Consider the following 13,786-nt stretch of genomic DNA (forward strand, 5'->3'; position numbering starts at 1 on the left):
GAAGGTTGAGGGTTGAGTGAGGCTGGTCAAACGCTTCAACAATAGCAACGGCAGCTAAGGCACATAGTTTTGCTCAAAGCCGGCTTTTCGTCGCTTTTAGCTACTTCCTTCCAAGCTTCCCGCTCAACATTCAACCCTCAAAACCCAACCCTTTTGTTAAGCCACTCCCAGCTCCGTCAGCGCCCGTTCGGCGGCCAATTGCTCTGCTTGTTTCTTGCTCAGGCCCATGCCCGTGGCAATGACTTCCTCATCCAGCAGCACATTAGCCGTAAACTCCATTGCGCCGCCGGGCCGAGCCTCGCCGGTGATGTCGTAGCGCACGGTTTTGCCCTGGCGCTGCGCCCATTCCACCAGCTTGCTCTTGAAGTTGGCCGTGGTAGTGGTGAGCGTGTGCACATCCACAAAACCCTTCACCAGGCGCGTGAGCACAAATTTCCGCGCCGATTTATAGCCCAAATCCAGGTACACCGCGCCCACCAGCGCCTCCAGCGCATTGCCGTTCACCGAGCGCGAGCGGGCAGCGCGGCCCTGCCCCGTGTCCAGCTGCACCAGCTTGTCGAGGCCTAGTTTGAGGGCGATGCCGTTCAGGCTTTCGCGGTTCACGATGCGCGAGCGCACCTCCGTCAGGAATCCTTCCTGCTCATAGGGGTACTTTTTGAACAGGTACTCGGCCACCACCGTGCCCAGCACAGCGTCGCCCAGAAACTCCAGCCGCTCGTTCGTCTGGTGGCGGCCCATGGCGGGCTGCTGCCGCACCGCCGAAGAGTGCGTAAACGCCAGCCGATACAACTTGGCATTCTTGGGCGTCTGGCCCGTCACGGTAGCCACCGCCTGCCGAAACGCCTTATCAGAAGCAAAAAAACGGGAAACGAAACTGAGCAAGGGAAGGGAAACTTAGGTTTCGGTAGAAAAAAATGGCAGAAAAGCAGCGCCAAAAAAGAACGTCATGCTGAGCGCAGTCGAAGCATCTCTACCGCAATACTAATTCAATCGAGAGAATTACTTGCGTGGTAGAGATGCTTCGGCTGCGCTCAGCATGACGCCCCTTTTACTTTAAATACAAGCCCTACAGCTTGCGGAAAATCACCGACGTGTTGTGGCCGCCAAAACCAAAGGTGTTGCTCATGGCCACGCGCACGTCGCGCTCCTGTGCCACGTTCGGCGTGAAATTCAGCGCCTGGTTGATTTCCGGGTCGGGCGTGTGCAGGTTGATGGTGGGGGGCACCATGCCGTGCTGCATGGCCAGGATGCAGGCCACCGCCTCGATGCCGCCGGCACCGCCCAGCAAGTGGCCGGTCATGCTCTTGGTCGAGGAGATGTTCAGCTTCTCGGCGTGCGCGCCAAACACCTTTTCGATGGCCTTGATTTCGGCGCCATCGCCCAGCGGCGTGCTCGTGCCGTGGGTGTTGATGTAATCAACCTCTTCGGGCTGAATGCCGGCGTCGCGCAGGGCGTTTTTCATCACCAGCACTACGCCTTCGCCGCTCGGGTCGGGCGCCGTGATGTGGTAAGCGTCCGACGACATGCCGCCGCCAATCAGCTCGCAATAAATTTTGGCGCCGCGCGCCTTGGCGTGCTCGTATTCTTCGAGCACCAGCGCGCCGGAGCCTTCGCCCAGCACGAAGCCGTCGCGGTCCTTGTCGTAAGGGCGCGAAGCCGAAGCCGGGTCATCATTCCGCTCGCTCATGGCCTTGAGGGCGTTGAAGCCGCCCACGCCCGACTCGGTAATGGCCGCTTCGGAGCCGCCCGTCACCACGGCATCGGCCAGGCCGAGGCGGATGTTGTTGAAGGCGGCAATGATGGCGTCGTTCGACGAGGCGCAGGCCGAGGTCGTCACGAAGTTTGGGCCGCGGAAGCCGTTTTTGATGCTGATGTTGCCCGACGAGGAGTCGGCTATCATGCGCGGAATAAAGAAGGGCGAGTACCGGGGCGTGCCGTCGCCGCGCTCAAACTGGAAGCATTCTTCCTGCAGCGACTTCAGGCCGCCGATGCCGGAGCCCCAAATCACGCCCACCCGGTCCTTGTCCACGCCGCTTTCGAGCAGGCCCGAGTCGGCAATGGCCTCGTCGGAGGCAATCACCGCGAACTGCGTGAACAGGTCCATTTTGCGGCCCTCTTTGCGGTCGAAATAGGTGTCGGGGTTATAATCCTTCACCTCGCAGGCAAAGCGGGTTTTGAACTTGCTGGGGTCGAAGCGAGTGATGGTGGCCGCGCCGCTGGTGCCCGCGCGCAGGCCTTCCCAATAAGCAGGGGCGGTGTTGCCCAGGGGCGTAATGGCCCCGAGGCCGGTGACAACAACCCGTCGGATGGACGTCATACGATGTTAGCGCCAGCGGCGCGAAAGATGAAGCGGGATAAAACGGCAAAACCGGCCGGCGGCGGGCCGGCCGGTATGCGCAGTATGGGGGTCATGCCGCACGAAACAGGAAATCAGCGTAAAGGCTACAACTCAAATTTCTCGCTTCGCAGGATGAAAGGTGTACTACTTGGCGTGCTCTTCGAGGTAGCTGATGGCTTGGCCCACGGTGCCGATGTTCTCGGCCTGGTCGTCGGGGATGCTCACGTTGAACTCCTTTTCGAACTCCATGATGAGCTCAACGGTATCCAGCGAGTCAGCACCCAGGTCGTTGGTGAAGCTTGCTTCCGGAGTCACCTCCGAGGCTTCAACGCCCAGTTTGTCAATAATAATGGCCTTTACTTTTTCTGCGATTTCAGACATCTCCGTGGGGGGTTTAAGGAAAACTATGGCACAAAGTAACGAGAGAATTTTCATCTAACCCACGGCGGGGCTTTTCATTTGCGGGTACAACATTATGGCCGCGCGGCTGGCAAGGGGCCCCGGCGGGCCGTAGCTTTGCCCCTGCCCGCCCCGCGGGTGCCCTTTTGGCGGCTCCTATGAAGACCTTCACCCTCGACGTTGACTACGAGTGCGACTTTGCCCTTTTTGGGCTGGTGAGCAGCACCCGCGACTACACCCTGGCTTGGACGCTGAACCGCGCCCTGCGCCTGCGCCTCGTGCGGCAGCCCGAGCTGCTGCTGAACCTGCTCAGCCGCGGCCGGCTGGTGTTCACGCACTACCTGCACGCTACCGAGGCCCTCACTTTCCGGCTGCTGCGCAACCGCTCGGTGGACCCCTCGAACCTAAAAAAGCCCTTCCTGGCCCCCGACATCAAGGAATACGACTACCTGCTGGCGGTGAGCAACGGCACCGGCGCCCTGGCCGACGAGGCGTTACTCGAACGCCTCGCCGCCCTCGACGCCGTGCAGTACGTGTGCCAGTTCGACCCGAATACACTCAAGTACAAGGAGAACCTGATTCTGTGACGTTTGGGCGGGCTGCCGGCTGCAAGCCGTCTGTCCGCTCGTTGTGAGAACGGTGCTGTTGCAACGACGAGCGGACAGCCGGCTTGCAGCCGGCAGCCCGCCCAAGTTAAAATTTTACTTAGCGGTAACAGCAGGGAGAATATCTTTCACCGTATTGAGCAAACGTTTTCACATGACCTGCCCGATTTGAATAGGCATTTCCATTTAATTAAACGACTTTTGCGCTGGCGGGCCTTCTGGTTTACCCCTGAGGCGCCTGTTTAAGTATACTCTCATTCCATTTAGCCTTTGGCAAAATTTCCTCTCCTCATTATTAAGGAGGGGAGTTTTTTTGTTCTGCTAGCTAGTTTCCGACGACTCCCGCATGGAAAATCATCCCGTTTTCAACAAGACCAAAATTGTGGCCACGGTGGGCCCCGCTTCTAACACCTACGAGCGCCTCGGCATGCTCATGCGCGAGGGTGTGGATGTATTTCGCCTCAATTTTTCGCACGGTTCTTATGAGGACCACCTCGCCGTTGTGAACACGGTACGGCGGCTGAACAAAGACATGAAAACGTCGGTAGGCCTGCTGCAGGACTTGCAGGGCCCCAAAATTCGCCTAGGCGAAGTGGAAGGCGGCGGCGTCGAAATCAAGCCCGGCGACAAGCTGAAGCTGGTGTGCGGCGAGAAAGAAATCAGCACGGCCACGCGCCTGAGCACCATCTACATGGGTCTGGCCCGCGATGTGAAGGCTGGCGACATGATTCTGATTGACGACGGCAAGATTGAGCTGAAAGTGCTGGCCACCGACCGCGACAAGGAAGTGGACGTGGAAGTGGTGTACGGCGGCCTGGTGAAGCCCCGCAAAGGCATCAACTTGCCCGACTCCGAAGTATCAGCCCCGAGCATGACGGAGAAGGACATTGAGGACCTGAAATTCGGCATGGAGCACGGCGTCGACTGGGTGGCCCTAAGCTTTGCTCGCAAGGCCGATGATATCCGTTTCATCAAAAACCTGATTGCCGAGGCGGGCAAAAACACCCGCGTGGTGGCCAAGATTGAAACGCCCGACGGCCTGCGCAACATCGACGAAATCATTGCCCTCGCCGATGCCATCATGGTGGCCCGCGGCGACCTCGGCGTGGAGGTGAAGATGGAGGAGGTGCCCATGGCCCAGAAGATGATTATTGCCAAGTGCAATGCGGCTGGCAAGCCCGTTATCGTGGCCACCCAGATGATGGAATCGATGATTACGGCGCCCCGCCCCACCCGCGCCGAAACCAGCGACGTAGCCAACGCCGTGCTCGACGGGGCCGACGCCGTGATGCTCTCGGCCGAAACCGCCGTGGGTGCCTACCCCGCCGAGGTGATTCGCTCGATGGTGGGCACCATCCTGAGCGTGGAAAGCCGCAGCCCGCAGCTGTTCCACAAGTGGTGGCCCGTGCGGCCCGATATGCCCAACTTTATGGCCGACAGCATCCTGTCAGCCTCCTGCCACCTGGCCAAAAACACCGGCGCCAAGGCCCTCACCGGCATGACGCACCACGGCTACACGGCCTTCCAACTGGCTAAGTACCGCCCCAAAGCTGACATTTTCATCTTCACCGACAACCGCCCGCTGCTCACGGTGCTAAGCCTGGTGTGGGGCGTGCGCGCGTTCTATTACGACCGCCTCATCAGCACCGACAGCACCATAACCGACATCCGCTACGTGCTGACCACCACCGGCCACCTCGAAACCGGCGACGTGTTCATCACCACCGGTTCGATGCCGCTGCAAGACAAAGGCAAGGCCAACATGGTGAAGGTGAGCATTGCCTAAATTCAGATAATAATAGATACAAAAAGCCCCCGCAGCCAATGCTGCGGGGGCTTTTTGTTTGTCGGCGGGTCTATTCGTGAGTGAGTTTCCAGGTAGCTACATTGCCTTCGCTGCCGCTCAGGTGCAGCAAATAGAGCCCAGCTGGCTGCCCAGCCAGGGGAATAGTTAGCATCGTCTGGCCGGCGGCCACGGGGGCCTGCCACACAGGGCGGCCTAGGGCATCAGTCAGGCGCAGGGTTTGGCCGGCGCGGGCGGGCTGAGCCAGGGTGAGCGTGGCGGCTTCGGTGGCGGGGTTGGGGTGCAGCGTGGCCAGCGCGGCGGCCTGGGCGGCGCGGGTGGGCAGCAAGCCGCCGTAGTTGGTAGCGGAGCCACAGGTATAAACCACGCCACTAGGCATCGTGCGCCGCACATAGCGCAGGCCGACATCATAGGTGGCTACATCGCCGATGCCGCTGGGGCCGGGCAAGGCGGCATCGGCTACGGCGAAGGCCTGCTGCCAAGCCTGGGCATCCAATCCGGGCCGGTACTGGGTGGGCGTGGCTGCTTGATAAATGTATACTCGCTGATACCCAATTTGCATCGGCGTTTGGCAGCTACCGCTCACTGCGAGGCCCATCAGCCCCTTTCCCATCACCAGCGCCTGGGTTGTACCGGCATAAGCAGGCGCGTATTCGCCCGTGAGCAAGGGCAGCGCCGAAAACTGCGGCGATTTGCCGGTGCGCAGCGAAAAGGCCCAGCGGCCCGTCATCACGGGGTCGGTGTAGGCACCAGCAGGGCCACTGCATCCAGGCGCCCCATATCGTTGCCCCTTTCGCTGCTCGCGGTATTGAATAACCAAACTATCCGAAGTAAGCTGCCGCGATACCACGCGGCGTAGCACTACCCCATCGGCGCAAGTAAACGGCCCGTAAGAAAACTGGTCCCATACGTAGCCCAACTCATCGCCGGGCACGAGGCCAAATAGGGTGGTAGGGTAGTACGGCGACTGTGCCAACGTTTGGGGCACCTGCGTGGCTACCCATTGCGCCGGGCTGCCGCCCAAGGTCAGCCACTGCGGCGCTTCGAGCAGACCAAAGCGCCGGCTCAGCCGCACCACCGGCCCGGTGCTGAGGGTGATGACGGCCACGGTATCGGGCTGCCCGTTCACCGTTTGGGGGCCGCGGCTGGTGAGCGTGGCCATGGTGCTGGTGCCGCTGGCCAGCCAGGTGCTGCCCACGGCCGCCCGCGGCCGCAAGCGCAGCGCGGCGCCAATTTGCGCGGTGCCTTCGGTCACGGTTTCCAGGGTGAATTCGGTCGAGCCAGGCTGCCACAGCAAGCGCTGCCCAAACAAGTTGTTGCGGCTCTTGCGGAAGGCGTAGGCACTGTTGTCGCCCGGCGTTTTGCCCGTCATGTCCCGCATCACGCGGTTGAATGCCCAGGCCGAATCCCCAGCGGCCGTCACGTAGGCCGAATCGAGACGCAAGGTGTAGCCATAGGATGCGCCAGTGCCTGCCGGCGATGCGCCAAATGTATATATCAGCCCTGGCCGAAACGGCCGCCAAGCTTGTTGAGCGTGGGCGCCAAAGCCAACAGTTAATAAAGAGGCGGCCAGCAGGGACTGCAGCCAACGGTAGGGGTGTTTCATGCTATTAGAGCAGTTAGCAGTGGAAAAGTGCCATAAGGTACACACTCCAATGAATTTACCAACCGTGGCGCCCAGCCAAACGCAAGAAGCCCTGCTCGGTTTCGAGCAGGGCTTCTGTGATGAGCGGAAGACCAGACCTTGGGGCGGCGCAGTCTGGCCTTCCTAGACTCGTAGTCGCACTAGAGCGCGTTAACGAGTTTTGTCAGCTTGCTTTTGTTGTTAGCAGCTTTGTTTTTGTGGATGATGTTCTTCTTGGCCAGACGGTCCAGCATCGAAGTCACCTTTTTCAGCAGCTCCTGAGCAGCCGTTTTGTCGGTCGTGCCGCGCAGCTTCTTGATGGCCGTGCGGGTGGATTTGTGCTGGTAACGGTTCAACACGCGCTTGGCTTCGTTGCTACGGATGCGTTTGAGGGCCGACTTATGGTTTGCCATGAGCAGGAGATATATTAAAGCTTTATGCTTGAGTTCTGTGTTTGGGAGGGCAAAGGTACGAATCTGTCTGATAAATTCAAATCTGCTGGCAAAAATATTGATGACAAGCCGGTTCGTTTTACTCAGCAACCGGCGTACGAAAGGGCCAGAACCGTTCAGGCTCATGTCAATTTCACTTTAACGGCCTTAAATTTGGTATGCATGCCGATTAATCCCGGCCTTTCACCGCGTTCCCAATCTCCCCTGCGCGTCATGCCACTTGTTGCCCAATCGCATTACCAGCCGCCGTTTTATCAGTTCAACGGGCACTTGCAAACCATTGTGCCCAGCCTGTGGCGCACCGTGCCCGATGTGACCTACCAGCGCGAGCGCCTGGAGTTGCCCGATGGCGACTTCCTGGACTTGGACTGGAGCCGCCTGCCCGACATGCGCCCCACCGATGGCCTCGCCATCGTGTCGCACGGCCTCGAAGGCGATGCCTCGCGGCCCTACGTGCGAGGTATGGTGCGAGCCCTCAACCGCGCCGGCCTCGACGCCTTAGCCTGGAACTACCGCAGCTGCGGTGGCGAAATGAACCGCCTGCTCCGCTCCTATCACCTCGGCGATACGGAAGACCTGCATACGGTGCTAGGACACGCCCTGGCCACCGGCCGCTACCGCCGCGCCTACCTGCTAGGCTTCTCAGCCGGTGGCAACGTGACACTGAAGTACTTGGGCGAAGACGCTGGCCGCGTACCGGCCGAGGTGAAACGGGCGGCCGTATTCTCCGTGCCTACCGACCTGCGGGCCAGCTCCATGCATATCGGCCGGCCCCAGAACCAGGTGTATATGCGGCGCTTTTTGAAGTCGCTACGCCAGAAAATCCGCGACAAAGCGGCCCAGAACCCAGGCGCGGTCGATTTAGAGGGATTGGAAGCGTTGCGCAACTTCCCGCAGTTCGATGACAAGTACACGGCGCCCATGCACGGCTTCGACTCGGCCGATGCTTACTACCAATACGCCAGCTCGGGCCGCTACCTGAGCGGCATTCGGGTGCCCACGCTGCTGGTGAACGCGCAGAACGACCCGTTTCTGCCGGCCTCGTGCTTCCCGCGGGAGGTGGCGGCACAGTCGCCGTTCGTGTTTCTGGAAACGCCGGCCGATGGAGGGCACGTCGGCTTTGCGGAGAGCAATGGGGAGTATTATTCGGAGCGACGGGCGGTGGAGTTTCTCACGGCGGAGGTGCCGGGGTAAGCATATGTGGCGCCTGTCATTGCGAGGGCGCAGCCCGCGGCAATCCGTCCTCTCAGCCTCGACCAGCCATGAGTTGTGACAAGGCTTAATGTGAAAAGCCCCGGTACCGCTCGGCACCGGGGCTTTTCACATTAACATTAATAGGTTGGTCGCTGAGAACAGAACGGATTGCTTCGCTGCGCTCGCAATGACAGACGCTCCGCCTACCACTCCCCTACTTCGCAGGCACGAAAACGACCTTCTTCGTTTCGAAGAACTCCTCTTTGTAAAAATCACTCAAATCCGTCACCCGGGTTTTGAGGCCGGATTCGGCAATTTCCTCTGCCAAGTCACCGCCTTTCAGATAATATAGGCCCGAACCGGGCGCGCCCTGCGGCTTGAAGCGGTGGGCAATCCAGGGGTGGAAGGTGGCGAGGCGGGCCACGGCGCGGCTCACCACGTAGTCGAACTTCTGGCGCAGCTGTTCGGCGCGGGTTTGCTCGGCGGTCACGTTGTCGAGGCCCAGGGCGGCGGCCATGAACTGCACGGCCCGGATTTTCTTGCCGATGCTGTCCACGAGGTGGAAATGTACTTCCGGGAACATGATGGCCAAGGGCAGGCCGGGCAGGCCGCCGCCGGTGCCCACGTCGAGTACTGCGCTGCCCTTTGGAAATTGAACGACCTTGGCAATGCCCAGCGAGTGCAGCACGTGACGCTCCACGAAATTATCCATGTCGGTGCGCGACACGAGGTTGATGGCTTCGTTGGTGGCCCGGAATTCGGTCTCGAGCTGCTGAAAAAGCCGAAGCTGCTCGGGCGTGAGCGCGGGGAAGTAGTGCTGCAAAAGATTCATAGGTGCAAAGGTGCACGGTTTAGTCCTTTGCTACGAAATAGAACGGTCATGCTGAGCGCAGTCGAAGCATCTCTACGGCAGCAGTAAATTAATTGCGTTGTGCGGTAGAGATGCTTCGACTGCGCTCAGCATGACCGTTCCATACTTTTATCTACTATCTCAGTTTTCAACAAAAAAGCCCCGACTCGCATCGGGGCTTTTCTTGCTTAAATAATCTGCTTGGTGTGCTTCACCATGTCATAGAGCAGCTCGCGGGCGCGGTGCAGCTGGGCTTTCACGGTGCCGAGGGGGGCTTTGAGCTCGGTGGCAATTTCCTCGTAGCTCAGCTCGTCGAAGTAGCGCAGGCTCACGAGGCGCTGGTACTTGTCGGGCAGGCGGGCCACCACGTGGCGCATGATTTCGATTTTCTGGTTGCGCACGGCGTGCTCGGCCGGGTTCAGGTCGTTGTCGCGGAAATCGATGGTGATTTCGTCGCCGTTGTCGACCTTAATGGCCGAGTCAATCGACATGGTTTTGATTTTATTCTTGCGAATAAAATCGATGCAGTTGTTCGTGGCAATGCGGAACAGCCAGGTGCTGAAGGCGTACTCCGGATTGAACTTGTGCAGGTTCTTGAAGGCCTTGGCGAAGGCTTCGATGGTGAGGTCTTCGGCGTCGTCCTGATTGCGCACCATCTTGAGCACCACGTGGTACACGGGCTTCTTGTAGATGTGCATCAGCTCGGCGTAGGCTTTTTCGTCGCCGTGGTCCACAGCGGCCCGAATCAGCTTGAAGTCGTGCTTGGCTTTGGCTGAAAACTGCTTTTGGATATCTTGATTGTTTACTTCCATCGAAGGGTGCGGTTGAGGAACAGCGAGATTCCCAGGGCCAGGTAGTGGAAAAAATAAGCCACATCGAGCACCGGCAGGAGCCCGACGATTACGGGCTGCCCGAGCCGGCGGCTCAAACGGGCATACACGGCGCTCACGAACATCGTTCGGAGAACCCATACCACCGCCAAAGGTACCCAATTGTTTGGCGAAAAAACTAGCGCGGCGGTGGCCAAATAGAACAACACGTTGGCCATGATAAACGTGCCGATGCGCAGGCGGTCGGGCATCCGGTAGGCCCGGCCAGCCGAGAGGTGCCGCCGTTTCTGATGCCACCATACGCGCCAGGAGGCGGCGGGTTCGCTCAGAGTGTGGGCGCTGGGGTCGGCCACCACGGCCACGCGCTGGCCATAGCGCACGGCGTCCTGCACCATGAGGTCGTCGTCGCCGGAGAGCAGGCGCATGTGTGAAGCGTAGCCCTTAGTGGTGTTGAAGCAGGCGCGGGTGTAGGCCAGGTTGCGGCCCACGCCCATGTAGGGCCGCCCCCGCCAAGCGAAACTGAGGTACTGAGCGCCTGTAAGAAGCGTTTCGTAGCGAATGAGCTGGTTGAGAAAGCCCGGGGCCTGCACGTAGGCCGAAAAACCCAGCACCACATCGGCGTGCGCGAAGCCGCGCTGCATGAGGCGCAGCCACTGGTTGGTGGCCGGAATGCAGTCGGCATCGGTGAAGAGCAGGCGGGCAAAGCGGGTAGTTTTGACGCCGAGGGTGAGGGCGTATTTTTTCGGGGCGAAGCCGCGCGGCGTGCGCGTCACCGTTACCAAGCGTACTTTTTCGTGGTAGTACTGGGCGAGCTGCTGGGCGTATAAATAGGTATCGTCGTCGCTGCGGTCGTCGATGAGGACGATTTCGAAGCCGGCTGGATAGTCTTGCTGAAGCAGCAGCGGCAGCAGGCGGCGCAGGTTGTCGAGCTCGTTGTGGGCGCAGACGACGATGGAAACCGGCTCCGCGTCGGGGCCGGGGGCGTCGGCCGGGGCTTCTAGGGGGCGCCGGGCGAAGGGCCAGAAATAGTAGGCGGCGTAAAAAAGCTGTACCAACACGCACGCCAGCAGCAACCAGAAAATCGGGGAAGTGGGTATGGGTATCGGCAAGGGAGGGGCGGCGTGAATGGACCGGCAAAAGTACGCGGCGCCGGGCGGCCGGGGTATCTTTGTGCTTTAGTTGTGTGCGTCTGTCATCCTGAGCGCAGCAAGGACCTTATCACGCTTGGAGCAGTTGATTACTGCAAGCTATTCAGCGGTGAGCAGGTCCTTCGCTGCGCTCAGGATGACAGATGTCCAATGACCGTTCAGCCCGCATGACCTTCGACCTTCTCGCTCAGGATTCCGCCACCAAAGCCCGCGCCGGCCGCCTCGAAACGGCGCACGGCACGATTGAAACGCCCATTTTCATGCCTGTGGGCACGGCCGGCACCGTGAAAGCGGTGTCGCAGCAAACCCTGAAAACCGACATCAACGCTCAGATTATTCTAGGCAACACCTACCACCTCTACCTACGGCCGGGCCTCGATGTGCTAAAGGCGGCCGGCGGCCTGCATAAATTCAACGGTTGGGACCGGCCCATTCTGACGGACTCGGGCGGCTACCAGGTGTATTCGCTGAGCAACACCCGGAAGATTAAGGAAGAAGGCGTGAAATTTCGCTCGCACGTGGATGGCAGCCAGCACTTGTTCTCGCCCGAGGGCGTGATGGACATTCAGCGCGTCATTGGGGCCGACATTATTATGGCGTTTGACGAGTGCACGCCCTGGCCGTGTGAGTACGACTACGCCGCTCGCTCCCTGGAGATGACGCACCGCTGGCTGAAACGCTGCATTCAGCGTTTCGACAGCACCGAGGGCCTCTACGGCTACGAGCAGAACCTTTTCCCGATTGTGCAGGGCAGCACATTCAAAGACCTGCGCATCAAGTCGGCTGAGTTTATTGCCGAGCAGGGCCGGGCCGGCAATGCCATTGGCGGGTTGAGCGTGGGCGAGCCGGCCGAGCTGATGTATGAGATGACCGAGCTGGTGTGCGACATCCTGCCCAAGGACAAGCCGCGCTACCTGATGGGCGTGGGCACGCCGGCCAACATTCTGGAAAACATTGCCCTGGGCGTGGACATGTTTGACTGCGTGATGCCCACCCGCAATGCCCGCAACGGCATGCTCTTCACAACGCAAGGCATCGTGAACATCACCAACAAGAAGTGGGAAACCGACTTCTCGCCCCTCGACCCCGAACTGGGTGGGCACGCCAGCACGTTCTACAGCCGCTCCTACGTTCGCCACCTTTTCCAGAGCAAGGAGATGCTGGGGCCGCAAATCGCCTCGGCCCACAACCTGGCCTTCTACCTGTGGCTGGTGAAGGAGGCGCGCAAGGAAATCCTGGCCGGCACGTTTGGCCCCTGGAAGGAGCGCATGGTGAAGCAGGTGATGACACGTTTGTAGAACGATACTGTAGAATAATAAAAGGCCGTCATGCTGAGCGCAGCCGAAGCATCTCGCGTGCGCAATGCAATTAATTACTTCAGCACACGAGATGCTTCGGCTGCGCTCAGCATGACGTTCTAATCGTAATATCCCCAGAATGAACATCCTCGACAAATACATCATCAAGAAATTTCTCTCCGCGTTTTTCTTCTCGGTGGTGATTCTCGTGTCGGTGATTTGCGTGATTGATTTCACGGAGAAAAACGACGACTTCATCCAGCATAATTTGTCGATGGGGCAAATTATTTTCGGCTACTACATCTACCTGTTTCCCTATTTCGCCAATCTGCTGTCGCCGATTACCATTTTCATTGCCGTGGTATTCGTGACGGCGCAGTTGGCGGCGCGCACCGAGATTGTGGCCATTCTGGCCAGTGGAGTGAGTTTTAAGCGGCTGATGCTGCCCTATGCGCTGGGCGGCTCGGTGGTGGGGCTGCTGATATTTGGGCTGATTGGCTGGGTGCTGCCGGTGGGCAGCAAGTCGCGCGTGGCATTTGAGCGGGCGTATATCAAGCTGCCGTACCGGTTTCAGGGGCGCAACGTGCACATCAAGATTGGCCCGAAAAGCTACGTGTACATGGAAAGCTACGACAACACGAGCAACGTGGGCTTTCGCTTTGCACTCGAAACCGTGGACGGCACCATCCTGCGCCGCCGCATGACGGCCGATGCTATCAACTGGGATTCGACCAAGCACGTGTGGCATTTGTCGCCGCAGTTGGTGCGCACCTTCCGCGGCGCGCAGGACGAAACTCTGCAAACCATCCCCGCCCGCGACACCACGCTGAACCTCTTCCCGAAGGATTTCGCCAGCAATTATAAAATTGCCGAAACCCTGACGCTGCCGGAGCTCAACGCCTTTATTCGCACCAAGATTGAACGCGGGGCCGACGACACGCAGATTTACCTCAGCGACAAATACGAGCGGTATTCCTACCCCTTCGCCATTGTGGTGCTCACGTTGATTGGTGTCATTTTGAGCGCCCGAAAGTCACGCGCCGGCGTGGGCGGGCAGATTGCCCTGGGCTTCGTGCTGGCGTTCATTTTCATCATTTTTGTGATGCTGAGCCGCAACCTGGCGCAGGTGGGCAGCCTTTCGCCGCTGGTGGCGGCCTGGGTGCCCACCACAGTGTTCAGCATCATCGGCCTGGCGTTGTACCGGTACGTGCCGAAGTAATTTAGGGTAGGAGGGTATGGGGGTA

13 protein-coding genes are annotated in these 13,786 nt (G+C 59.6%); 5 read left to right on the forward strand and 8 right to left on the reverse strand.

Translation table 11 applies throughout. From position 1 onward, the window contains the following. Window positions 1–156: 156 nt before the first annotated feature. The 3 genes from rnc to I2I01_RS17880 all read right to left on the reverse strand — a co-directional run bounded on the left by rnc (window position 157) and on the right by I2I01_RS17880 (window position 2,719). Window positions 157–882, reverse strand: a complete 726-nt coding sequence (gene rnc, locus I2I01_RS17870; RefSeq protein WP_196287868.1) for a ribonuclease III — start codon at window positions 880–882, stop codon at window positions 157–159. A 184-nt stretch (window positions 883–1,066) separates the two neighbouring features. Beyond that, the gene (fabF, locus tag I2I01_RS17875; RefSeq protein WP_196287869.1) at window positions 1,067–2,317 is read right to left on the reverse strand and encodes a beta-ketoacyl-ACP synthase II; all 1,251 of its coding nucleotides are present in this window, start codon (window positions 2,315–2,317) and stop codon (window positions 1,067–1,069) included. 165 nt (window positions 2,318–2,482) lie between these two features. After that, window positions 2,483–2,719, reverse strand: a complete 237-nt coding sequence (locus I2I01_RS17880) for an acyl carrier protein (RefSeq protein ID WP_019948606.1) — start codon at window positions 2,717–2,719, stop codon at window positions 2,483–2,485. Window positions 2,720–2,895: 176 nt separating this feature from the next. Between I2I01_RS17880 and I2I01_RS17885 the strand changes: the two genes are divergently transcribed. After that, the gene (locus tag I2I01_RS17885) at window positions 2,896–3,324 is read left to right on the forward strand and encodes an IPExxxVDY family protein (protein ID WP_196287870.1); all 429 of its coding nucleotides are present in this window, start codon (window positions 2,896–2,898) and stop codon (window positions 3,322–3,324) included. A 364-nt stretch (window positions 3,325–3,688) separates the two neighbouring features. Continuing rightward, window positions 3,689–5,128 (forward strand): pyruvate kinase, encoded by a 1,440-nt coding sequence (gene pyk, locus I2I01_RS17890; protein ID WP_196287871.1) that lies wholly within the window; start codon window positions 3,689–3,691, stop codon window positions 5,126–5,128. Window positions 5,129–5,198: 70 nt separating this feature from the next. Here the strand turns inward: pyk and I2I01_RS17895 are convergent, their stop codons facing one another. Beyond that, window positions 5,199–6,752, reverse strand: coding sequence for a T9SS type A sorting domain-containing protein (locus tag I2I01_RS17895; protein WP_196287872.1), 1,554 nt, complete (start codon window positions 6,750–6,752; stop codon window positions 5,199–5,201). A 179-nt stretch (window positions 6,753–6,931) separates the two neighbouring features. Further along, on the reverse strand, window positions 6,932–7,183 hold the full coding sequence (gene rpsT, locus I2I01_RS17900; protein ID WP_196287873.1) for a 30S ribosomal protein S20: 252 nt from the start codon (window positions 7,181–7,183) through the stop codon (window positions 6,932–6,934). A 252-nt stretch (window positions 7,184–7,435) separates the two neighbouring features. Here rpsT and I2I01_RS17905 point away from each other — a divergent pair, with 252 nt between their 5' ends. Continuing rightward, the gene (locus I2I01_RS17905) at window positions 7,436–8,416 is read left to right on the forward strand and encodes a YheT family hydrolase (RefSeq protein ID WP_196287874.1); all 981 of its coding nucleotides are present in this window, start codon (window positions 7,436–7,438) and stop codon (window positions 8,414–8,416) included. A 214-nt stretch (window positions 8,417–8,630) separates the two neighbouring features. Here the strand turns inward: I2I01_RS17905 and rsmG are convergent, their stop codons facing one another. The 3 genes from rsmG to I2I01_RS17920 form a co-directional block, all read right to left on the reverse strand. Beyond that, a complete protein-coding gene (gene rsmG, locus I2I01_RS17910) occupies window positions 8,631–9,248 on the reverse strand; it encodes a 16S rRNA (guanine(527)-N(7))-methyltransferase RsmG (RefSeq protein WP_196287875.1) in 618 nt (205 codons plus the stop codon). A gap of 206 nt (window positions 9,249–9,454) precedes the next feature. Continuing rightward, window positions 9,455–10,078, reverse strand: a complete 624-nt coding sequence (locus I2I01_RS17915) for an RNA polymerase sigma factor (protein ID WP_196287876.1) — start codon at window positions 10,076–10,078, stop codon at window positions 9,455–9,457. Then, on the reverse strand, window positions 10,069–11,205 hold the full coding sequence (locus I2I01_RS17920; RefSeq protein ID WP_196287877.1) for a glycosyltransferase: 1,137 nt from the start codon (window positions 11,203–11,205) through the stop codon (window positions 10,069–10,071). The genes I2I01_RS17915 and I2I01_RS17920 overlap by 10 nt, the downstream gene beginning before the upstream one ends. A 206-nt stretch (window positions 11,206–11,411) precedes the next feature. Here I2I01_RS17920 and tgt point away from each other — a divergent pair, with 206 nt between their 5' ends. Together tgt and I2I01_RS17930 are read left to right on the forward strand one after the other, a co-directional pair. Then, window positions 11,412–12,542 (forward strand): tRNA guanosine(34) transglycosylase Tgt, encoded by a 1,131-nt coding sequence (gene tgt, locus I2I01_RS17925; RefSeq protein ID WP_196287878.1) that lies wholly within the window; start codon window positions 11,412–11,414, stop codon window positions 12,540–12,542. A gap of 139 nt (window positions 12,543–12,681) precedes the next feature. After that, window positions 12,682–13,761 (forward strand): LptF/LptG family permease, encoded by a 1,080-nt coding sequence (locus tag I2I01_RS17930; protein ID WP_196287879.1) that lies wholly within the window; start codon window positions 12,682–12,684, stop codon window positions 13,759–13,761. Window positions 13,762–13,786: the final 25 nt, after the last annotated feature.

The organism is Hymenobacter properus, assembly GCF_015694735.1.
GTDB lineage: Bacteria > Bacteroidota > Bacteroidia > Cytophagales > Hymenobacteraceae > Hymenobacter > Hymenobacter properus.

What these genes read in the sequence shown, in the direction of transcription:
- fabF (WP_196287869.1), bottom strand. Translation starts at nt 2,317, where the DNA reads ATGACGTCCATCCGACGGGTTGTTGTCACCGGCCTCGGGGCCATTACG.
- I2I01_RS17880 (WP_019948606.1), bottom strand. Translation starts at nt 2,719, where the DNA reads ATGTCTGAAATCGCAGAAAAAGTAAAGGCCATTATTATTGACAAACTG.
- I2I01_RS17885 (WP_196287870.1), top strand. Translation starts at nt 2,896, where the DNA reads ATGAAGACCTTCACCCTCGACGTTGACTACGAGTGCGACTTTGCCCTT.
- pyk (WP_196287871.1), top strand. Translation starts at nt 3,689, where the DNA reads ATGGAAAATCATCCCGTTTTCAACAAGACCAAAATTGTGGCCACGGTG.
- I2I01_RS17895 (WP_196287872.1), bottom strand. Translation starts at nt 6,752, where the DNA reads ATGAAACACCCCTACCGTTGGCTGCAGTCCCTGCTGGCCGCCTCTTTA.
- rpsT (WP_196287873.1), bottom strand. Translation starts at nt 7,183, where the DNA reads ATGGCAAACCATAAGTCGGCCCTCAAACGCATCCGTAGCAACGAAGCC.
- I2I01_RS17905 (WP_196287874.1), top strand. Translation starts at nt 7,436, where the DNA reads ATGCCACTTGTTGCCCAATCGCATTACCAGCCGCCGTTTTATCAGTTC.
- rsmG (WP_196287875.1), bottom strand. Translation starts at nt 9,248, where the DNA reads ATGAATCTTTTGCAGCACTACTTCCCCGCGCTCACGCCCGAGCAGCTT.
- I2I01_RS17915 (WP_196287876.1), bottom strand. Translation starts at nt 10,078, where the DNA reads ATGGAAGTAAACAATCAAGATATCCAAAAGCAGTTTTCAGCCAAAGCC.
- tgt (WP_196287878.1), top strand. Translation starts at nt 11,412, where the DNA reads ATGACCTTCGACCTTCTCGCTCAGGATTCCGCCACCAAAGCCCGCGCC.
- I2I01_RS17930 (WP_196287879.1), top strand. Translation starts at nt 12,682, where the DNA reads ATGAACATCCTCGACAAATACATCATCAAGAAATTTCTCTCCGCGTTT.